This window comes from Bradyrhizobium sp. AZCC 2230 (assembly GCF_036924495.1).
Classification (GTDB): Bacteria; Pseudomonadota; Alphaproteobacteria; order Rhizobiales; family Xanthobacteraceae; genus Bradyrhizobium; species Bradyrhizobium rifense.
In genome coordinates this window covers 7,901,351-7,920,004 of sequence record NZ_JAZHRS010000001.1, presented here as the reverse complement: position 1 = coordinate 7,920,004, position 18,654 = coordinate 7,901,351, and the positions used below count along the sequence as shown (strand labels likewise).

General features: G+C 64.4%; 20 protein-coding genes and 1 pseudogene. 10 read left to right on the top strand and 11 right to left on the bottom strand.

From position 1 onward, the window contains the following. Positions 1-162: 162 nt before the first annotated feature. Together V1280_RS37770 and V1280_RS37765 are read right to left on the bottom strand one after the other, a co-directional pair. Entirely contained in the window at positions 163-1,767 is a 1,605-nt protein-coding gene (locus V1280_RS37770; protein ID WP_334535689.1) for a peroxidase family protein, read from the bottom strand. Between the two features lie 274 nt (positions 1,768-2,041). Continuing rightward, complete coding sequence (locus V1280_RS37765) at positions 2,042-2,308, bottom strand: hypothetical protein (protein ID WP_334535688.1); 267 nt, start codon at positions 2,306-2,308, stop codon at positions 2,042-2,044. Between the two features lie 263 nt (positions 2,309-2,571). Here V1280_RS37765 and V1280_RS37760 point away from each other — a divergent pair, with 263 nt between their 5' ends. Further along, positions 2,572-3,033 (top strand): universal stress protein, encoded by a 462-nt coding sequence (locus tag V1280_RS37760; RefSeq protein WP_334535687.1) that lies wholly within the window; start codon positions 2,572-2,574, stop codon positions 3,031-3,033. 94 nt (positions 3,034-3,127) lie between these two features. Continuing rightward, positions 3,128-3,256 (top strand): hypothetical protein, encoded by a 129-nt coding sequence (locus V1280_RS37755; protein WP_256374932.1) that lies wholly within the window; start codon positions 3,128-3,130, stop codon positions 3,254-3,256. 251 nt (positions 3,257-3,507) lie between these two features. On the opposite strand, the gene V1280_RS37750 is transcribed toward V1280_RS37755, so the two are convergent. Together V1280_RS37750 and V1280_RS37745 are read right to left on the bottom strand one after the other, a co-directional pair. After that, positions 3,508-4,398, bottom strand: a complete 891-nt coding sequence (locus tag V1280_RS37750; RefSeq protein ID WP_334535686.1) for a sigma-70 family RNA polymerase sigma factor — start codon at positions 4,396-4,398, stop codon at positions 3,508-3,510. 20 nt (positions 4,399-4,418) lie between these two features. Continuing rightward, positions 4,419-4,727: a hypothetical protein gene (locus V1280_RS37745; protein WP_334535685.1), complete on the bottom strand. Its 309-nt coding sequence runs from the start codon at positions 4,725-4,727 to the stop codon at positions 4,419-4,421. A gap of 264 nt (positions 4,728-4,991) precedes the next feature. Between V1280_RS37745 and V1280_RS37740 the strand changes: the two genes are divergently transcribed. Continuing rightward, positions 4,992-6,398 (top strand): DHA2 family efflux MFS transporter permease subunit, encoded by a 1,407-nt coding sequence (locus tag V1280_RS37740; protein ID WP_334535684.1) that lies wholly within the window; start codon positions 4,992-4,994, stop codon positions 6,396-6,398. A gap of 84 nt (positions 6,399-6,482) precedes the next feature. Here the strand turns inward: V1280_RS37740 and V1280_RS37735 are convergent, their stop codons facing one another. Genes V1280_RS37735 through madL form a run of 3 tightly spaced genes read right to left on the bottom strand, consistent with a single transcriptional unit; the run spans position 6,483 to position 8,401 of the window. After that, positions 6,483-7,205 (bottom strand): GntR family transcriptional regulator, encoded by a 723-nt coding sequence (locus V1280_RS37735; protein ID WP_334535683.1) that lies wholly within the window; start codon positions 7,203-7,205, stop codon positions 6,483-6,485. Next, positions 7,206-7,970: a malonate transporter subunit MadM gene (gene madM, locus V1280_RS37730; RefSeq protein WP_334535682.1), complete on the bottom strand. Its 765-nt coding sequence runs from the start codon at positions 7,968-7,970 to the stop codon at positions 7,206-7,208. Then, positions 7,967-8,401, bottom strand: a complete 435-nt coding sequence (gene madL, locus V1280_RS37725) for a malonate transporter subunit MadL (protein ID WP_334535681.1) — start codon at positions 8,399-8,401, stop codon at positions 7,967-7,969. Before madL ends, madM begins: the two co-directional genes overlap by 4 nt. 193 nt (positions 8,402-8,594) lie before the next feature. On the opposite strand from madL, the gene mdcA reads away from it, so the two are divergent. The 7 genes from mdcA to V1280_RS37690 are packed head-to-tail and all read left to right on the top strand — an operon-like array spanning position 8,595 to position 14,612. After that, a complete protein-coding gene (gene mdcA / locus V1280_RS37720; protein WP_334535680.1) occupies positions 8,595-10,241 on the top strand; it encodes a malonate decarboxylase subunit alpha in 1,647 nt (548 codons plus the stop codon). A gap of 10 nt (positions 10,242-10,251) precedes the next feature. Further along, positions 10,252-10,569 (top strand): malonate decarboxylase acyl carrier protein, encoded by a 318-nt coding sequence (mdcC, locus tag V1280_RS37715; protein WP_334535679.1) that lies wholly within the window; start codon positions 10,252-10,254, stop codon positions 10,567-10,569. Beyond that, positions 10,566-11,480, top strand: a complete 915-nt coding sequence (locus V1280_RS37710; protein WP_334535678.1) for a biotin-independent malonate decarboxylase subunit beta — start codon at positions 10,566-10,568, stop codon at positions 11,478-11,480. The genes mdcC and V1280_RS37710 overlap by 4 nt, the downstream gene beginning before the upstream one ends. Then, positions 11,467-12,207, top strand: a complete 741-nt coding sequence (gene mdcE, locus V1280_RS37705; RefSeq protein ID WP_334535677.1) for a biotin-independent malonate decarboxylase subunit gamma — start codon at positions 11,467-11,469, stop codon at positions 12,205-12,207. Before V1280_RS37710 ends, mdcE begins: the two co-directional genes overlap by 14 nt. Beyond that, positions 12,200-12,847: a malonate decarboxylase holo-[acyl-carrier-protein] synthase gene (gene mdcG / locus V1280_RS37700; RefSeq protein WP_334535676.1), complete on the top strand. Its 648-nt coding sequence runs from the start codon at positions 12,200-12,202 to the stop codon at positions 12,845-12,847. The genes mdcE and mdcG overlap by 8 nt, the downstream gene beginning before the upstream one ends. Then, positions 12,844-13,692, top strand: a complete 849-nt coding sequence (gene mdcB / locus V1280_RS37695) for a triphosphoribosyl-dephospho-CoA synthase MdcB (RefSeq protein ID WP_334535675.1) — start codon at positions 12,844-12,846, stop codon at positions 13,690-13,692. The genes mdcG and mdcB overlap by 4 nt, the downstream gene beginning before the upstream one ends. Next, positions 13,692-14,612, top strand: coding sequence for an acyltransferase domain-containing protein (locus V1280_RS37690; protein ID WP_334535674.1), 921 nt, complete (start codon positions 13,692-13,694; stop codon positions 14,610-14,612). The genes mdcB and V1280_RS37690 overlap by 1 nt, the downstream gene beginning before the upstream one ends. Before the next feature lie 104 nt (positions 14,613-14,716). On the opposite strand, the gene V1280_RS37685 is transcribed toward V1280_RS37690, so the two are convergent. The 4 genes and pseudogenes from V1280_RS37685 to V1280_RS37670 form a co-directional block, all read right to left on the bottom strand. Continuing rightward, positions 14,717-15,808, bottom strand: coding sequence for a Gfo/Idh/MocA family protein (locus V1280_RS37685; RefSeq protein WP_334535673.1), 1,092 nt, complete (start codon positions 15,806-15,808; stop codon positions 14,717-14,719). Positions 15,809-15,811: 3 nt separating this feature from the next. Beyond that, the gene (locus V1280_RS37680; protein ID WP_334535672.1) at positions 15,812-16,819 is read right to left on the bottom strand and encodes a Gfo/Idh/MocA family protein; all 1,008 of its coding nucleotides are present in this window, start codon (positions 16,817-16,819) and stop codon (positions 15,812-15,814) included. Positions 16,820-16,869: 50 nt separating this feature from the next. Next, on the bottom strand, positions 16,870-17,742 hold the full coding sequence (locus V1280_RS37675; RefSeq protein ID WP_334535671.1) for a carbohydrate ABC transporter permease: 873 nt from the start codon (positions 17,740-17,742) through the stop codon (positions 16,870-16,872). Beyond that, a pseudogene (locus tag V1280_RS37670) lies at positions 17,735-18,607 on the bottom strand (carbohydrate ABC transporter permease); the annotation flags it as partial. The pseudogene V1280_RS37670 and the gene V1280_RS37675, both read right to left, overlap by 8 nt. Positions 18,608-18,654: the final 47 nt, after the last annotated feature.

Below are 18,654 nucleotides of genomic sequence, written 5' to 3'. Positions count from 1 at the left end.
GCTCGCACACGCCGAGGGATCACTATCGCGCCCCTAAGGTCATCGTCGACCAGCCTTCTTGCGGGGATGGCGGATCACGCGGACTGCGCTGACCGTGCACTCATTGCGAGGGTTCGAAAGCCCATCAATTAAGTGCACTGTCACCGCTGCTCCTGTTTTCGATCAGGCGATCGACTGATGTGACGGGTGGTCCATCGAGATGCGCAGGCCTGCCGTGCCGTTCGGCAGGTTGCGGCTCGCGAGGTCGCGTAAGGACGATGTCGCGGCAATCGAAGCCCAACCTTCGGGCGTGAATGTCTCTTCCTTGAAAACGTGCGGAGAGAGCAAAGGATTGGTGAGAGCATGCGAAAAGGCATCCAGCGCGACCATGCGTCCGATTAGCGGCGGGACCGCCGAACGCTCCGGCGGATCTTCAGCGAAGAGACCGACAAAGAACTCGATCCGCTCGACATCATCCGCGTAGAGGCGCTTCAGGGCGGCGACGACCTGGGGATCCCCACTGATCTGTTCGAAACGGGTCACGCGCGGGTACTGCATTCTTTGGCGGTAGTCGTTGTAGGTCGCCAGGCGGTTGTCGCGCCCCTGCGTCAGGCTGGCGCGCTCGACCGGCCGAAGAAACTCCGCCGTATTGAACAATCCGAGGCGCCAGACCTGCGACTTGCTGGCGCTGTCGAGCGCAATTCCTAGCCCGTCTCGCAACAAGGGCTCATTGCCGAAGCGAGCTTCGCCAATTGGCATGAGAGCGCCTTTCCAGGTCGCGGTCTCCGGCACCAGGCTGTGCCAGCGATAGAGCAGGTTGAACTCGACAGGAATCCTGTTCTCGCGATTCCAGCGAGCCGTGTAGCACGGCGTGGGATCGCTCAGCAGCTTGAACCAGTAGGGCGAGATGTGATTGATGTATTCTTCGACGACAATCTTGATCAACTGAACCACGTTGACGTTTCTGGCCGTCTGAAAGACGCGCTCATCGTCCCACCCGGGGTTCGCGGCCTCGATCAGGCCACACAGGCGATTGTGCTCGCGCAGAAAGAGGGTGTTGATCGATGCCGTGAACAGGGTCGAGTTTGCCCGTTCACCGCCAAATGCAAACAGCGTCGCCTTCCGGTCGGCCGGAAGTTCGTTCGGCATCTTCATGGGCACAGGCAGAGCCTCGAACCTCGGGTTGCGAACGCCCTGTTCGTCAAACAGGCGAGGCGCCCACTCCTCGCCATTACGAATCTCGGAGAGCAACTTACCGCGCTTGCCGGGTTCCTGGTCGAGGAGGCGCAGAGCTTGCTGCACCGTATCGGTAAGTCCGTAGAGCTGACCCAAATCGATCTGATGGCTGGTGGTGGTCCGGCGGGTGTTCGTGGCGGACGTCATCAAGAAGCCGTCGGTGAACCACTGTGCAAAGGTCGGGAACAGCAACGTCGACCGATCAGACAGGCGCGGACCCGATGCCCTGGTCACATAGAGATGATCGAAAGCCTCGACCGGTGGCAGGTTCGGAATGTCTTTGGGCGGCAGGTAGCGGGAGAACCAGCCCCGATCAGTCAGCGACGACCACGAGGCATAGTCATACATCGTGCTCAAAAGCAGCGGCCGAAACGGCGCCTTGCCGACGGCCTGGTTCACGACCACGCGATTGACGATCCTGCTGAGCCAGGGGAGTCGGTTGACGAATCCCCAAAAAGGCCGGCCGTGCGTGAGGACAAAACTCTCAATCTTGTTGCGCAGACCATCTCTGCTCGTATCGCGCTTCGCAATCGTTTCCGGCTCGGATCCCATCCCAGCACCCGTTTGAATGAAGCCTGGTTTGAATGAAGCCTGGTTTGAACAAGCCCGAGGGTAGCTCGGTGAGTGAATAAAAAATGCAAACCATTGTTGCAGCTCTTTACAACCTTGGAAAGGTCCCCTTGATAAAAAAAATCTAAGGGTGCTCTGGCGTCGGATTACGGTGGAGATTCCGGTGCCAGTGCACTCAATAGCTCCGCCCGCGTTCGCGGGTTCGAAGGCTCATGAACTCAAGTGTCTGGTCACCGCAACACCCGCGAGCTCCGCGTCAGCATATCATCGGGTCATCCCCGTGGTCGCAAACGCCATCCGGTTGATCCGAGGGCACTGGCGCGAACGCGTGGTGGGCCGGCACCGCGAACGACCGATCGTGCGCGATGCGAGGGATGGTCGACCCCATGCTCTGTTCGGTTTGCCCATCGCCGGCGCGGCTCTCGCGCGCCTGCAGCGGCGTCGTAAAGATTGCGGTGACGACCAGTCCGGCCAACAAGACTTTGGATAGGACTGGCCCGATCAATTTTCCGAATGTCGTCATCGTGGCGGCTCCTTATCGATTGGGACGATCCCTCGCGAAGCGAGAGATCCGATCCACTATCCTAGACGCGCCTGCCACGCGGCCTGTTACCACATGAAGAAAAGTTTAGTTGGCCGAGAACCAGACATGTCCAATTCGCACGAGGCCAGTCTTTCGAGGCTGCGACAGTGCGATCGAGGCCAGCACATGCGCATGGACCCACCGCGCGTATCAGCCCATACTCCCCAGGCATCACTTTGTTCGACGAGCAAAGGAGCCACCGCATGTACACCAACATTCTCTTGAGCACGGATGGATCTGACGTCGCGAGAAAAGGCGTTGAGCATGGCATTGCCTTGGCGAAGGCCCTGAACGCCAGGCTGACCATCATCACCGTGACGGAAGCGCTGCCGGTCGACTATGGGGGCGGACACACCTCGGGATGGATTCCGACGCAGGAGGAGATCGATAGCTTTGACGCAGCCTGCAAGGCCCGTGCAGGCAAGGTGCTCGATGAAGCGCGCGCCATGTCGGAGAAGATCGGCACGTCTGCAGAATTCCTGCATGTTCCGAATGCGCACCCGGCCACTGCGATCATCGAAACGGCAAAGTCGAGGGGATGCGACCTGATCGTCATGGCCTCTCATGGGCGCCGCGGCCTCAGGAAGCTGTTTTTGGGCAGCCAGACATCCGAGGTGCTGGTCGACGGGAGCATTCCGGTGTTGGTGGTGCCGAAGCCGGCTTAGGTGTAGGGCTTACCCCACGCCGCTCGATTGTTCCGCTGAGCGAACCCAATCCATACAGAGCCCCAGTTGACCGCTCTCGCGGCAGGAGACTTTCATGGTCAGTGAAAAAGGCCCGAACATCAAGAAGAAGCAGAAATGCAAGAATTGCGAGGGCAAAGGTCTGCTCAAGAAGGGCGACAAGGTGGTGAAGTGCCAGCGCTGCAAGGGCACGGGGGTGCGGTGAGGTTGAGCTGATGAACTCTAGAGCACGATGGAGTCAGGTTCGATCGGCGTCCGGGATCACCTCTCCCCGACGGGGAGAGGTCGGATTGCGTAGCAATCCGGGTGAGGGGCTGCGGCAACCAGTGAGAGCAGAACCCCTCACCCGGACCGCATCTTCGATGCGATCCGACCTCTCCCTACGGGAGAGGTGACCTGAGCTCTCGGTCCGCATCGATTCAACCAAAACACACTCCGCTTTAGTGGAAGGCCCACTCACCCTCCATCCACCACGCACTCGGCACCATCGATGACGTAGGCGGCGTGACGAAAATCCCTGATGGTGGCGAGCTTGTCGGCGGACCAGTTCAGCAGCATGAAATATTTCGCCCGCCCGTTCGGCTCGTTCGGATCGAACACCAGGATCGCGGGCCGTCCCTCGACCTGCCCCGTCACCAGGTGCCAGTCGCTGATCTTCGAATAATTGCCGAAGTAATTCGACACCTCGGCCCTGCCTTTCAGCCTGGTGCGGTTGACGAGCTCGAGCCTGACGTCGTCGGCGATCATGGCGCGGATCGCGTCGAAGTCGCGGGCATTGAAATGGCCGACATAGGCGTTGAGCCGCGTGCGATCGGCGTCCGACAAGCCCGGCTGCGGCACATCGTCGGGCTCTCCGGCGAACTCACGCAGCTGCGTGCGCCCGCGATGCAGCGCGGCCTTCACCGCCGGCAGGCTGAAATCCATGATGTCGCAGACCTCGGCCAGCGAGCAGCCGAGCACGTCCATCAGGATCACGCTGGACCGCTGCGTCACCGGCAGCCGCATGAAGGTGCGCAGGCTGGTCGCAGCGATCTGGCGGCTTTCCACTTCATCGAGCTGGTCGGCAATCATCTCCACCTCCTCAGCCGAATGCAGCGCCTCCTGCCGGTTGCGGCGGCGCAGGAAATCCAGCGCGGTGTTGTGCGCGATGCGGAACAGCCAGCCCTCGGGATTGACGATGGGCGCGGCCGATTGCAGCGCTTCCATCGCCTTGATCAGCGCGTCCTGCAGCACATCCTCACCGTCGATGACCGAGCCGACCATGCGGGCGCAGTAGCGATGCAGTTTCGGTCGCAGCCGCGCCAGCAGGGCCTCGATATCGACGGTGGCCAGCGGGTCTGGCGCCATTGCTTCTCCGCCTCGCCTGTTCAGGTCTCGTCCAGCATACGATAGTTGCCGACGATCCTCACGTCACGAACCAGCGGCGGCTCCGCGCAGCGGTCGCGGATGCCGTCCTGGAATGCCTGAAACGCCTTGAGCTTCGGGATCGGGCTCGAGCCGTCCTCGGCCGCGGCCTCGACAAAATGGATGAAGGTGTCGTCCTCCAGCCGCAGCGTCAGATAGCGCACGCCGTCGGGCCCGGCCGCCTTTAATTCGGCAAATACGGCCGAGACCAGCTCGGCATTCCGATCGGCCAGCTCCGGCCTGGTCTTGTACCTGATCAACGTCCTTCTCATCGCGCGCTCCTCAGCTCATGTCGCGACCTGGCTCGCACATCGCGCGCCATTTCCATTCTAGCACGACCTTGGCCGGAAAACCGGTGCCCCGCTTGTCCGGATCAAGGTCGCGCAAACGGCCGCATCACCCCCAGGACGTTTGCCGGCCGGCGAAGGATGCGGCCCGGAACAAATTATTTTTGGGCGCATCCTTTACCGCTCCGGCCTCGTCTCACCCGCAGAACGCGCCGCGACAGGGCGGCCGCGACACACGGAGACAGGGCGATGCAGACCCCGACCAACCGCGCCGCGCAGAACTGGGTGCTCGGCGTCACCGCGCTGGCATCCTTCATGATGGCGCTGGACGCCATGATCATCACGACGGCATTCGCGGCCATCCGCGCCGAATTCGGCAGCCCGGTCGAGACGCTGCAATGGACCGTCAACGCCTTCAACCTGACCTTCGCCGTGCTGCTCCTGACCGGCGCCGCGCTCGGCGACCGCTTCGGTCGCCGCCGCATGTTCGCCGCCGGTATCGCCCTGTTCGTCGTTGCATCGGCGGCCTGCGCGCTCGCAGGCAACGCGACCGCGCTGATCGCCGCCCGCGCGCTCCAGGGCGCCGGCGCCGCGCTGGTGATGCCGCTGGCGATGGCGATCCTGAGCGGCACGTTCGGCCGCGAGGAACGCGCCCGCGCGCTCGGCATTTTCAGCAGCATCACCGGCTGCGCGCTGATCATCGGCCCCGCCATCGGCGGCTTCATCACCGAACATTTCGGCTGGCGCTTTGTGTTCTGGATCAACCTGCCGATCGGCCTGATCGCGATCGCCCTGGTGCTGGCGCGGTTGCGCGAAAGCTTTGGACCTGCTGCCGCATTGGACATCCCCGGCCTTGCGCTCGTGGCGCTCGCGGCGCTGGCGCTGGTCTGGAGCCTGTTGCGCGGCAACGCCGTGGGGTGGGCAAGCGCCGAGGTCATGGCCACGCTGATGTCAGGCCTGGTGTTCACCGCCGGCTTCATGCTGTGGGAGTTGCGCGCGGCAGCACCAATGGTGCCGATGCGGCTGTTTGCATCGCGCGCGCTTGCCTCCGGCATGTCCGCAAGCGTGCTGTTCTACGCCGCGATGTATGGGGTGTTGTTCCTGCTGCCGCAGTTCCTGCAGACCACGCTGGGCTTCGACGCCTTCGGCGCCGGACTTCGCCTGCTCCCCTGGACGGCGACGCTGTTCGTCACCGCCCCGATCGCGGGCTCAGTCGTCAACAGGTTCGGCGAGCGGCCGCTGGTGGTGACGGGATTGCTGATGCAGGCGATCGGCCTTGGCTGGATCGCCGAGATCGTCAGCCCGGCCGTGCCCTACTCCGCACTGGTCGCGCCGCTGGTGCTGGCCGGCGTCGGCGTCTCGATGGCGATGCCGGCTGCGCAGAACGCCATCCTGAGCTCGGTCGCGGTGGCCGAAATGGGCAAGGCGTCCGGCATCTTCAACATGGGCCGCTTCCTCGGCGGCATGTTCGGCATCGCCGCGCTGGTGGCGACCTTCTCAGCCCATGGCGGGGCCTACTCGGCCACGCATTTCGACAGCGGATTTGCCGCGGCGATGAGCCTTGCCGCAACGCTGTCGCTGGCCGGCGCGATTGCGGGGCTTTTCCTGCCGGCACGCCGACGGACCGCCGTCGCAGCCGCGCCGCAAGATGCGTGACGCCGACAATGCGCCCGCTACTTCCGAATTGCTCTCGAACTACAGCATTCAGCAGGGCACGTCGTTTGATCCACCCGATTCGAGCTATCGCGCGTTGTCAGACGCAGGTTCGTCGGTCGATCCCCCGACGCGATCATCGATGTAGCGCCTGAGCGCCGCAGCGGCATTCAACATGTGCGCGCGCATTCTGCGCGCGGCCGTATCGCCATCCCCTTCGGCAATTGCCTGCATGATGGCGTCATGCTCGTCGCGGGATTTGCGAATGCGATCGCCCTGCCGCAACTGGGTGCGGCGGAAGGCGCTCAGCCGCGAGCGGACATCCTGCGCCTGTTCGGCCATGAACGAGTTGTGCGTCGCGCTGTAGATGCCTTCGTGGAACTGGCGGTTGAAGGCATCATAGGCATCGACATCATTGGCCTCGACCATCTTCAGCGAGGCATCATGCAGCTCGATGAGATGGCTGCGCTCGAGCGGGGTCATCCGATAGGTCGCAAGCCGGACGCACATCGCCTCGACCTCGGCGCTGGTCTCGAACATGTCCATGATCCGCTCCGGCGTCATCCGCGCAACGACGAGGCCGCGGCGGCCGCGCACCTCGACGAGGCCGCTGACCACGAGCTGGCGAAGCGCCTCCCGCACCGGTGTGCGGGAAGCGCCGAAAAGATCGGCCAGCTGCTGCTCTTCCAGGGCAGAGCCGGCGACGCGCGCGCCTGAGGCGATCTCGTCGGTCAGCGCGTTCCGGATGCGATCGGACAGCAGTCCCGCATCCTCTTCCGGATCAGTTGCGACCTTGAGCAAACCCGCCATTCAGCCTCCTGTGATCGCACGCACTGCGAAGTAAAGGATGGATGGTGCGACCAGGCATCCTAATCCCGTATGGAATGTCGCAGTCAACGCCCCGTAAGGCACCAGTCGCCGGTCGGTCGCGGCAAGGCCTCCGGAAACACCGCTGACAGTCCCCATCAATCCCCCGAACACCATTGCGCTGCGCGGATTGTCGAGGCCGATCATTTTCGCCACGAAGGGCGTGCCGATCATCACGATCACCGCCTTGAACACACCGGTCGCGATCGAGAGCGCAATGACCGGTGAGGATGCACCGATTGCCGCGCCCGTGACCGGCCCCACAATGTAGGTGACCGCGCCGGCACCGATCGTCGTCAATGATTCGGCATCAGTGTAGCCAAACGCCGCGGCAACGAACACGCCGAGGACGAACGGCACCACCGTTCCCAATCCAAGCGCGACCGCACCGATCAGTCCGGCCTTGCGCGCATGGACGACATCGACCTCGAAAGCCGTGGCCACGATGGCAAAGTCCCGCAGCATCGCGCCTCCCATCAGGCCGATCCCGGTCAGCGCCGGCAGATCGGCGACGCCCTTTTCACCGCCGGTGGCGATGCCGCCGAAAAAGGCCAGCACGAGACCCAGCATGATCGCGATCGCCGAGCCGTGGATGCGTCCGAAGGTAAGGTATTTCGAGATCGCGCCGGAAATCCACATCAGGATTCCGACCGCGGCAAAGGCGGTGATCAGCGAATTTGCAGCGAGAATGTGAGATATCATGGTCATGCGATCCTCCCGGACTTGAAGTGAGGCACGCTCGCCTCGAACGCCTCTCGGGCCTCGATCTCGTCCATGGTCTCGACGGGGCCACTGAACCGGCCGATCAAGGCCACCATCGCGAAACACACCGCGACCGCGCCGGCGCCAGCAATGACGACGATCGGACCGCCTTTTGCCGCGGCGACGACGTTCTGCTGCGCGGCCATGGCGACCACGATCGGGATGTAGAAGCTGCCCCAGAACTCGACGCCGGTATTGAGCCCGCGGCTGAGCAGGCCCCACCGCACCAGCCAGAGCCGGGCCGCGATCAGGAACATCATCGCAATGCCGACGCCGCCGACATTGGCCTTCACACCGAGGGCGACGCCGAGCAGGTCGCCAAGCAGGCTCCCCAGCAGCGTGCAGATCGCGAGGAGCGCTACGCCGGAAATGGTCACGGGCGCCTCCCCTCTTCGAGCGGAGCAAGATCCCCAGGACTTGGATTATCTGCATGCATTCGCATCGTAAATTCCCTCCTGTGTATGCGAATATCCATCGCTTATGGGTTTGCGTATACACTAATTGACTTTTGAAGGCAATACGCATACATTAAACGCCATCGAAGCCCACCCCGCATGCCAAGGAGCCGAAATGAGCGATTGGGGTATGCAAAAGGTCGCCCTCGGCGAGCGCCTGGCGGCCGGCCGACAGCACGCCAGGGGAAAGGTCGTCCCGATCCCGAGCCTGGGCGCGTTTCTGACGGCGGTGATCCGGTCAGGCGACCGGGTCTGCCTGGAGGGCGACAATCAGAAGCAGGCCGACATCCTTGCTTCGGCGCTTGCCAACCTGGACCCCCAGGACGTGCACGACCTGCACATGGTGCAATCGGGCGTGGTGCTGCCCGCCCACCTCGACATCTTCGAGAAGGGCATCGCGCGGCGGCTCGACTTCTCCTATTCGGGCCCGCAAGCGGCGCGCATCGCGAAGATGCTGTTCGGCCGCAAGATCGAGCTCGGGGCGGTTCACACTTATCTCGAGCTGTTCGCGCGCTATTTCGTCGACCTCACGCCGAACGTCGCATTGATCGCGGCGGTCAGCGCCGACAAGGACGGCAATCTCTATACCGGGCCGAACACCGAGGACACGCCGACCGTGGTCGAGGCGACGAGCTACAAGAACGGTCTCGTCGTGGCGCAGGTCACCGAGATCGTCGACAAGGTGCCGCGCGTCGACATCCCCGGCGACCTCGTGCATTTCGTGGTCGAGGCCGGCCGCCCCTTCTATGTCGAGCCGCTGTTTACGCGCGATCCCGCCGCCATCACCGAGACCCAGATCCTTACGGCGATGCTCGCCATCAAGGGCATCTACGCGCCCTATGGCGTGTGCCGGCTCAATCATGGCATCGGTTTCAATACGGCCGCGATCGAGCTGCTGCTGCCGACCTATGGCGAGAAGCTCGGCCTCAAGGGCAAGGTCTGCACGCACTTTGCGCTCAATCCACATCCGACGATGATTCCCGCGATCGAAGCCGGCTGGGTCGAGCAGATCCACTGTTTTGGATCGGAAGTCGGCATGGAGGACTACGTCGCGGCGCGTTCCGATGTGTTCTTCACCGGGCCCGACGGCTCGCTGCGATCGAACCGCGCGTTCTGCCAGACAGCAGGCCTCTATGCCTGCGACATGTTCATCGGATCGACGCTCCAGATCGATCTCGAAGGCCACAGCTCGACGGTGACGACCAGCCGCATCGCCGGCTTCGGCGGCGCGCCCAACATGGGCTCCGATCCGCGCGGCCGTCGTCATCCGAGCGAGCCCTGGCTCAAGGCCGGAGCCGAGGCCGCGCCCGACGCGGCCGCGGCGCTGCGCCGCGGCCGCAAGCTGGTGGTCCAGATCGGCGAGACTTTTGGCGATCGCAACGCCCCGCTGTTCGTCGAGCGGCTGGACGCGCTCGAGCTGGCGCGCGCGCTCAAACTCGATCTCGCGCCGGTGATGGTCTACTCGGACGACGTCACCCACATCGTCACCGAGGAAGGCATCGCCAACCTCCTGATGTGCCGCAGCAAGGACGAGCGCGAGCAGGCGATCCGCGGTGTTGCCGGATACACCGACATCGGCCGCGCGCGTGACGCAAAACTGGTCGAGCAGCTCAGGCAGCGCGGCGTGATCCGGCGCCCCGAGGACCTCGGCATCGATCCGCTCGATGCCGACCGGCGGCTGCTCGCAGCCCGCTCGATCAAGGATCTCATGCTGGCGTCCGGCGGACTCTACCGCCCGCCCAGCCGCTTCCGCAACTGGTGAGGTGTTTTGCATGGAAAAGCTCAGCTTCAGACTGACTGCATCCAGGTCTGCCGGCGGCACCCGCGCGCAGGCGATCGTCGGCGTCGTCGCCTCCGGCAATCTCGAAGTGCTGCTGGAACGCAATCTCCCGGCGGATGTCTGCACCATCGACATCGCAACGGCCGCCCATGGCTTCGGCATGGTGTGGGACGCCGTGGTCCGCGACTTCGTCGCTCGCCGCCCGGCCGGGGGCCTGCGCATCTCCATCAATGACGGCGGCGCCCGGCCCGACACGGTCGCACTGCGCCTCGCGCAAGGCGTCCGCAAGATCGAGGAGCCGGAGAGATGACAGAGGTCGCAGCCAACACTATTTCGCTGAGCTGGTACGAGGCGAGCGCCCGGCAGCGTATCGACGCGCTGGTCGATTCCGGCAGTTTTGCCGAATTCATCGGCCCCGAGTTGCGCGAGATGAGCCCGCATCTGGCGATCTTCGACCTGCCGGAGCAGTTCGACGACGGCATCGTCGTCGGCCACGGCCGGCTCGATGGCTCGCCGGTGCTCGTTGCAGCACAGGAGGGACGCTTCATGGGCGGCGCCTTCGGCGAAGTCCACGGCGCCAAGCTCACCGGGCTGCTGCGCGCAGCGCTCGCGCTCAAGCAAGACATTCTGATCCTGTTCGACACCGGCGGCGTGCGGCTTCAGGAAGCCAATGCCGGCGAGCTCGCGATCGCCGAGATCATGCGCGCGATCATCGAGGCGCGGCGCGCCGGGCTCAACGTCGTCGGCCTGATCGGCGGGCGCGCCGGCTGCTATGGCGGCGGCAGCCTGATCGCCGGCACCTGCTCGCGCCTGATCATCTCCGAACAGGGCCGGCTCAGCGTCAGCGGCCCCGAAGTGATCGAGACCAACAAGGGCATCGAGGAATTCGACTCGCGCGACCGTGCGCTGGTCTGGCGCACCATGGGCGGCAAGCACCGCTACCTCATCGGCGGCGCCGATGCGTTCGTCGACGACGAGGCGCTGGCTTTTCGTGGGGCCGCGATCGACGCGCTCAGGGACGGCAGACGATGCGACGTGGCCGTGCTCGAAGCCGAGCAGACGCGCCTGGAGCGACGGCTTCAGCGTTTCGGCGAGGCCGAGGACGCCGTCGATATCTGGCAGACGCTTGGCATCGACCAGCCGACGGAGATCCCTTCGCTTTCCACGGAGGCATTTCTTCGCGCGGCCAACAACAGGGAGAACGCCGATGACGCTCGATGACATCCTGGCCGGCCTGTTCCCGAACGGCAGCAGGATCGAAACCACCGGCGCGATGATCGCGGGCCAAGCGATCCTGCCTGACGGTGGACCGATCCACGTGCTCGGCATCACCCAGGGACAGCCGCTCGGCGTGGACGAAGCGCTCGTGCTCGCGGGACGCGTCATCGAGATCGTCAAATCGGGTGTTCGCGCGCCGATCCTGATGTTGGTGGATTCCGCCAGCCAGCGCATGAGCAAGCGCGACGAGCTGCTGGGTCTCAGCGAATATCTGTCGCATCTCGCCAAGGCGCTGCTGCTGGCCGAAGCCGAAGGGCACCGCACCGTCGGTCTCCTCTACGGCGGCAGCGCGGCCGGTGCGTTCATCGCAACGGCGCTGGCCACCGGCACGCTGGTGGCGCTGCCCGGCGCCCATCCTGCGGTGATGGATCTGCCGTCGATGGCGCGGGTCACCAAGCTGTCGATCGATGTGTTGAAAGCCAAGGCCGAAGCAACGCCGGTGTTCGCGCCCGGGCTCGACAACATGGTGCTGACCGGCGGCATTGATGTCGTCTGGAATGACAATGCGCCTTTGGCGCCGCAGCTTGCGGCCGTGCTGCAACGGCCGCAAGGACAGGACGATCGCGGCCAGCTCGGCGCCGAGCGTGGCGGCCGGCGCAAGGCCGCCGAGATCGCCGATCGCGTTGTCGCGCTCGCGGCGGCCTCGCATCAGGATGCGCAACATGGCTGACGCCCTCGCCCGCCACAGCATGGTGAAGGTCTCGACCGCCGGTTGGTCCGCGGCGATGGGCCGCTATCCCGAGCTCGCCAGCGAGTCGATCGTCGCAGGCTGGGCGCAGGCCGGCCGTCCCCTCATCGTTCGCCGGCCAACATGCAGCGACGTCGCCGGAATGATTCCGCTCGGCCTGCCACTGCCGCCCAGCCACGGCAAACGACGCATTGCGGTCTCACTCGCCGCGACCGATATCGTCGCATCCGCTCCGCCCCCCTTATTGGCCGATGCTGCTGCCGTGGCGCCTGCGCACTGGCGTGCGACGATCGACCTGCTGCTTCAGCTTCTGCCGGAGACGCGCACGTTCGGCAGTCTGGCCTGGCAGCATCTCACCGGGCTTCGCTATCTTTCGGGCGGTTCGGATCTCGATCTGCTTTGGACGCTGTCGTCGGCAGAGCAGGCGAGAACCCTGCCGTCCGGGATCGCAGCGATTGCGCGGCAGGCGCCGATGCGGCTGGACGGTGAGATCGTCGGTCCGGCAGGAGGCGTTCAATGGCGAGAACTGACCGGCACTGACGAGGACGAAGTCCTTGTGAAGGGCCCGGCCGGCGTCACCAGCGCGACGCGCGCAGCCTTTCTCGCCGGTTACGTGCCATGAACGTTGCACTCCGATGGCAATCACAGCCGGGACGCGCGCTTCATGCGGAACAGCTCGGTCATCTCGCATCGCTTTGCCTGAAGCTCGAGGTCGAGAGCTATCCGAAGCCGGGGCTTGTCAGCCATATCGACAACGGCGCGCATCGCGACATGGACGCCGGCCTCTTGTGCCGCAGCGCCGACGCCTTGACGCCGTTCTTCTGCGATCTCGCGGCCGCGGGTGCCGAAGGCGCCGGCATGAACCGGTTGCGCGCCATCGGCGTTGCCGCGGAGCGCGCGATGCTGGCCGCGACCTTTGGCATCAACACACATCGGGGCGCGATCTTCGGACTGGGTCTGCTTTGCGCCGCGGCCGGATATCGCAACGCCGTCGGCATCCGCAAGTCGCTCGGCAGGCTGGTTTCCGAGCGTTGGGGCGAAGACATCCTGTCAGGCCCCGTATCGCTTCGCAGCCATGGCGCGGTGGCGGCGCGGCGCTACGGCGCCGGCGGCGCCAGAGGGGAAGCCGCCCATGGCTTTCCGTCGGTCTATGATCTCGCCCTGCCCGCACTGCATGCAGCGCGCAAGCTTGCGCCACATGATGAGGAGGCCGTGCGTATTCAGACGTGCATGACGCTGATCGCCGATGTCAACGACACCAATCTCCTGCATCGGGGCGGGTCCGAGGGATTGCGCTTCGCGCAAGCCAGCGCCTCCGCATTCCTCGGCGCCGGAGGCGTCGGATCCCCGGGATGGCGCAGCCGCGCCGCCGACATTCATCAGGCCTTCGTCGCGCGCAATCTCAGCCCCGGCGGCTCCGCCGATCTGCTCGCGATGACCCTGTTCGTCGATCGGCTGGAGGTCTGATGCTGGCCCTGCTCTGCGGCGGACAAGGTACGCTTTCGGACAAGGTCTTCGATCTTGTCGCGGACCAGCCTGCCGCGGAGCCCGTTTTTGCCGCGGCGAGCGCTTGTCTCGGCGAAGACCCGCGGAAGCTCGTCGGAATGCGGAACGCCGATGAATTATCCGTCAACCATGTCAGCCAGATCCTGACCGTCGCATCGGCCCTCACGATCTACGCCTGCATTGCCGATCTCCTCACCGGGACGACAGCCGTGACGGGCTACAGCGCCGGCGAGATGACCGCCTGGAGCATCGCAGGAATATGGACCGCCGACGAAGCCCTGCGACTGACGGCTGTTCGCGCGCGCCTGATGGACAGCGTGGCTGGGCCCGATGGCCGGCTTGGCTATGTCCGCGGGCTCGACCCGGCCGTACTCGAACGCCTGCTCACGAACCATCGCTGCGAAATCGCGATCAGGAACCCCGATCGTCTCGTCGTCGTCGGAGGTGCCGAGCCGGACGTCATCGCTCTCTGCCATGAGGCGGCAACACAAGGTGCCGCGCGCACCGGTCTTCTCGCCGTCAAGATCGCTTCGCACACGTCGCAACTTGAACAGGCCTGCGAGCCTCTGCAACAGGCGATCGAGGCGAGCACGCGAGCGCCCGTCGCAGACCAGCGGATTCTCCTCGCCGGAGGCGACGGCGAGCGCATCTTTTCCGTATCCGATGCGACGGCGAAGCTCGCATGCCAGGTCGCGCGCCCGATCGACTGGGCGGCGACGCTGGAGGCGGTCGCGGAGCTCGGGGTCGATCGCGTGCTGGACCTCGGTCCAGGACATGCGCTGGCCGAGATGATGCAGTCCTTCCTTCCCTCGATCCGTTGCTACGCAGCGGACGGATTTCGGAGTATGGACGGTTTGCGCAATTGGATTGCTTCTCTATAGCGACGGCCCCTGCCTCGCGTGCAGCCGCGCGAATACATGGCGCGCAGGGGAAGCGGCGACGGACAGCCTGCGGCCGCCTCAGCAAATCGCGAATCTTCTTCGCGTCATCGCTGCGGCGCGGTCGCCGGTCCCGGGCGCCAGCCGCGATATTTCGGATGCTCCTTGCCGATCGGCAGCGCCACCGCCGTGCCGGTTTCCGCGGCGTGATAGAGCGCGGTGATCAGCTCCAGCGAACGCCGCGCGTCCTTGAGCGTCACCGGAAACGGCCCGTTGGTTTCCAGCGCCTGATGATAGGCCGCCATCAAGCCTTCGAACCGCGACGGCACGAATTTGAAACCTTCCAGCGCCTTGGCGATACGCGCCTCGGCTTCCGGCGAGGTCGCGATGATCTGCCAGGGATCGTCGCCGGGGGCATAAGGCGCAAGCGAGCTCTCAAAGGTGGCGTGCTCGAAGCACAGCCGAAGGCGGCTGATCTCCTGCGCCGAACCCAGCGTCGCCGCCAACGAGGCCAGCGCGCCGCTTTCCATCACGAGGCTCGCCACCGCGCAATCTTCGACCTCGATTGTGTTCACGCGCGTTGTGGTGCGCGCAAACACCTCAGCGACGTCGCCCATCAGCCAGGTCAGGATGTCGTGGGCGTGGATGGCATGGGTGAGCAGCGCCCCGCCCAATTCGGTCTCGAAGCGGCCGCGCCAGGGCACCGAATAATATTTGGCGCCGCGCAGCCAGGCGGTCTCGACGGTCGCGAGATACGGCTTGCCGGCGAGGCCGAGTTCGATGATGCGCCGCGCCTTCTGCAGGCCGTTGCCGAAACGATACTGAAACACCGGCATGATGCGTCCGCGCGCCCCGGCCTCGGCGGTGGTGAGCTGGTCGATCTCGTGCAGCGAGCCGACCAGCGGCTTTTCGCAGACCACCTGCTTGCCGGCGGCGAGCGCCGCCATGACCTGCGGAAAGTGCAACGTTGGCGGCGTGCAGATATCGACGATGTCGATGTTATCAATGGCCAGCACCTCGTCGAACGAGGTGGTCCGGCGCGCGACCTCGAACTCATCGCCGACGGTAGCAAGGCGCTCCTCGCTGAGGTCGCAGATCACCTGCAGATCGAACCGATCGCGCAAGCGCGCATAGCCCTCGGCGATGTGGCTGCGGCCGATGCCGCAGCCGACAACGGCGACCGTTTTGGGTTTCGACATGGCTTACGCCCTTCCTTCCGCCATCGCCTGCGCGGTGAGCGCCAGCTCCATGGCCTTGAAGCAGCGCGCCTGCGGAATTGCCGTCTCGGTGCGATCGAGCACGTCGGCGATGAGCTGGCGGCCATAGGGCAATTCGACATTGGAACAGTCCATGCGATGGACACCCTTGCGGTCGACCATGATGAGATGGTCGATGCCGGGTTGGCCTGCGACATCGATATATTTGCGCAGCTCCATGTAGCCCTCGGTGCCGAGAATGGTGATGCGGCCGTCACCCCAATTGGGCAGACCGTCGGGGGTGAACCAGTCGACGCGGACGTAGCCGGTGACATCACCGGTCCGCAGCAACATTTCGCCGAAATCCTGCAATTCCGGCCGGTCCGGATTGGCGCGGTTGGCAACGGTCGCGCTGACGACCTTGGCATCGAGCGCGTCGGCGAAAAACAGGAACTGTTCGCATTGATGGGAGGCGATGTCGGTCAAGACGCCGCCGGTGCGTTCGCGCGAATAAAACCAATCGGGTCGCGGCAGGTTTTTCAGTTTGTGCGGGCCGAGGCCAACGGTGTTGATGACCTTGCCGATGGCGCCGGCCGCGATCAGCTCGCCGGCTTTCACGGTGCAGCGGGTCTCGAAATGCTCGGAGTAGCAGATCGAATAGATACGATTCGTCTCGGCCTGGACCCGGCGCACCTCGGCCAATTGCTCCAGCGAGGTCATGCCGGGCTTGTCACTCATATAGTCCTTGCCGTGGCGCATCACCTCGAGGCCGAGCGGCGCGCGGTCGGCCGGGATGCCCGACGAGAGGATCAGTGCGACGGTCTTGTCCTCGAGCAATCTCGCCCGCTCGGCCACGCGCGGCGCTTGCGGATATTTCGCCGCGAAAGCCTGGGCGAGGTCGTCCTCAACGGCATGAAAGCCAACCAGTTCGGCGCCGGCACGCAGCAGGCAATCGACCTGGCCATAGATGTGGGCGTGATTGATGCCGATTGCGGCGAAACGCAGTTTGCTCATGACTTTTTTGTCCTTGGTTGGCAGTCCATGCAGGGATGCGTCCGATGTCGTCAGCCCTTCAACCCGGTGGTGGCGATGCCGTCGATCAAGAGACGCTGGAACAGCAGGAAGAACACGAACAGCGGCAGCAGCGTCAGTGTCGACATGGCGAACAGGGCGCTCCAGTCGGATTTGCCGGTGGAATCGACGAAGCTGCGCAAGCCGAGCTGCACGGTGTAGGAATTCATGTCGTTGAGATAGATCAGCGGCCCGAAGAAATCGTCCCAGGTCCAGATGAAGGTGAAGACCGCGGCCGTGGCAAGCGCCGGTACCGACAGCGGCAGAATCACGATCCAGTAGATGCGCCACGGCCCGCAGCCGTCGATCATCGCGGCCTCGTCGAGCTCGCGCGGGATCGAGCGGAAGAACTGCACCAGCAGGAAGATGAAGAAGGCGTCCACCGCCAGGAATTTCGGCACGATCAGCGGCAGGAAGGTGTCGACCCAGTCGAGATTGAGGAACAGGATGTATTGCGGGATCAATGTCACGTGGTACGGCAGCATCAAGGTGCCGAGCATCAGCGCGAACCAGAATTTTTGGCCGCGAAATTTCAGCCGGGCGAACGCGTAGGCCGCAAGCGAGCACGACATCACATTGCCGACCACGCTGCACAGCGAGACCACGAGCGAGTTCAGGAAGAACTTTCCAAAGGTCACCTGCAGCCCGGACCAGCCGCGCCAGTAGGCGGCGAGGCTGAAATTGCGCGGCCATAGCGAGGTGTTGCCGAAGATGTCGCTGTCCGGCTTGAACGAGCTCGCCAGCATCCACAGCAGCGGATACAGCATGGCAATCGAGGCGAGACACAGCACGACATGGTAGATCAGCGCGCGGCGGCGCCCATCGCGAGGGTGCGGAGCCTCATCCAATGTTGCGAGATCAACCATCGTAGTGCACCCAATAGCGCGATGACAGGAAGGACAGCGCGGTGAAGGCCGCGATGATCACCACCAGCACCCAGGCCAGCGCGGAGGCATAGCCCATGCGGAAATAGGCAAAGGCCTCCTGGTAAAGATAGAGCGTATAGAACAGCGTCGCGTCGATCGGGCCGCCGGTGCCCCCGCTGATGATGAAGGCCGGCGTAAACGCCTTGAAGGCGTCGATGGTTTGCACCACGACGTTGAAGAAAACCACCGGCGTCAGCAGCGGCAGCGTGATCCGCCAGAATTGCTGGTTGCGGCTGGCGCCATCGATCTCGGCAGCCTCATAGACGTCCTTCGGAATCTGGCGCAGGCCGGCGAGAAAGATGATCATCGGCGAACCGAACTGCCACACGCTCAGCGCCACCAGCGTATAGAGGGCGGTGTCGGGATTGGAGATCCAGCTTGGTCCATGAATGCCCACGAGCTTCAGCGCCTGGTTGAGCAGGCCGTCGCCGGCGAACAACTGGCGCCACAGCACCGAGACGGCAACGCTGGCACCGATCAGCGACGGCAAATAGAAGATCGCCCGGTACAGCGGCAGGCCGCGCAGGCCGCGGTTCAGCATCATGGCCACCAGCAGTGCGAAGGCGAGCTTGAGCGGCACCGCCAGTGCCACATAGAGGAAGGTGACGCGCATCGCCGCGCTGAACTTGGGATCGGTGGTGGCGATGCGCACATAGTTGGCGGCGCCGACCCAGCGCGGGTTGCTCAACAGGTCGTAATCCGTGAACGACAGATACAGTGAAACCAGCGCCGGCCCCAGCGTGAGTCCGAAAAACCCGATGAGCCAGGGCGCGAGAAACAGATAGCCCGTCGCATTGTCGCGCCAGGACAATTCAGGCGCTCGTGCGTCTGGCTGGGCCTGCCGGGGCGTCG

Excerpts from the sequence above, each read along its gene's own strand:
- mdcB (WP_334535675.1), top strand. The coding sequence starts at position 12,844 with ATGAACGTTGCACTCCGATGGCAATCACAGCCGGGACGCGCGCTTCAT.
- mdcA (WP_334535680.1), top strand. The coding sequence starts at position 8,595 with ATGAGCGATTGGGGTATGCAAAAGGTCGCCCTCGGCGAGCGCCTGGCG.
- V1280_RS37740 (WP_334535684.1), top strand. The coding sequence starts at position 4,992 with ATGCAGACCCCGACCAACCGCGCCGCGCAGAACTGGGTGCTCGGCGTC.
- V1280_RS37690 (WP_334535674.1), top strand. The coding sequence starts at position 13,692 with ATGCTGGCCCTGCTCTGCGGCGGACAAGGTACGCTTTCGGACAAGGTC.
- V1280_RS37685 (WP_334535673.1), bottom strand. The coding sequence starts at position 15,808 with ATGTCGAAACCCAAAACGGTCGCCGTTGTCGGCTGCGGCATCGGCCGC.
- V1280_RS37765 (WP_334535688.1), bottom strand. The coding sequence starts at position 2,308 with ATGACGACATTCGGAAAATTGATCGGGCCAGTCCTATCCAAAGTCTTG.
- V1280_RS37675 (WP_334535671.1), bottom strand. The coding sequence starts at position 17,742 with ATGGTTGATCTCGCAACATTGGATGAGGCTCCGCACCCTCGCGATGGG.
- V1280_RS37710 (WP_334535678.1), top strand. The coding sequence starts at position 10,566 with ATGACAGAGGTCGCAGCCAACACTATTTCGCTGAGCTGGTACGAGGCG.
- V1280_RS37755 (WP_256374932.1), top strand. The coding sequence starts at position 3,128 with ATGGTCAGTGAAAAAGGCCCGAACATCAAGAAGAAGCAGAAATGCAAG.
- V1280_RS37745 (WP_334535685.1), bottom strand. The coding sequence starts at position 4,727 with ATGAGAAGGACGTTGATCAGGTACAAGACCAGGCCGGAGCTGGCCGAT.
- madM (WP_334535682.1), bottom strand. The coding sequence starts at position 7,970 with ATGACCATGATATCTCACATTCTCGCTGCAAATTCGCTGATCACCGCC.
- V1280_RS37735 (WP_334535683.1), bottom strand. The coding sequence starts at position 7,205 with ATGGCGGGTTTGCTCAAGGTCGCAACTGATCCGGAAGAGGATGCGGGA.
- mdcG (WP_334535676.1), top strand. The coding sequence starts at position 12,200 with ATGGCTGACGCCCTCGCCCGCCACAGCATGGTGAAGGTCTCGACCGCC.
- mdcE (WP_334535677.1), top strand. The coding sequence starts at position 11,467 with ATGACGCTCGATGACATCCTGGCCGGCCTGTTCCCGAACGGCAGCAGG.
- V1280_RS37760 (WP_334535687.1), top strand. The coding sequence starts at position 2,572 with ATGTACACCAACATTCTCTTGAGCACGGATGGATCTGACGTCGCGAGA.
- V1280_RS37770 (WP_334535689.1), bottom strand. The coding sequence starts at position 1,767 with ATGGGATCCGAGCCGGAAACGATTGCGAAGCGCGATACGAGCAGAGAT.
- V1280_RS37680 (WP_334535672.1), bottom strand. The coding sequence starts at position 16,819 with ATGAGCAAACTGCGTTTCGCCGCAATCGGCATCAATCACGCCCACATC.
- mdcC (WP_334535679.1), top strand. The coding sequence starts at position 10,252 with ATGGAAAAGCTCAGCTTCAGACTGACTGCATCCAGGTCTGCCGGCGGC.
- V1280_RS37750 (WP_334535686.1), bottom strand. The coding sequence starts at position 4,398 with ATGGCGCCAGACCCGCTGGCCACCGTCGATATCGAGGCCCTGCTGGCG.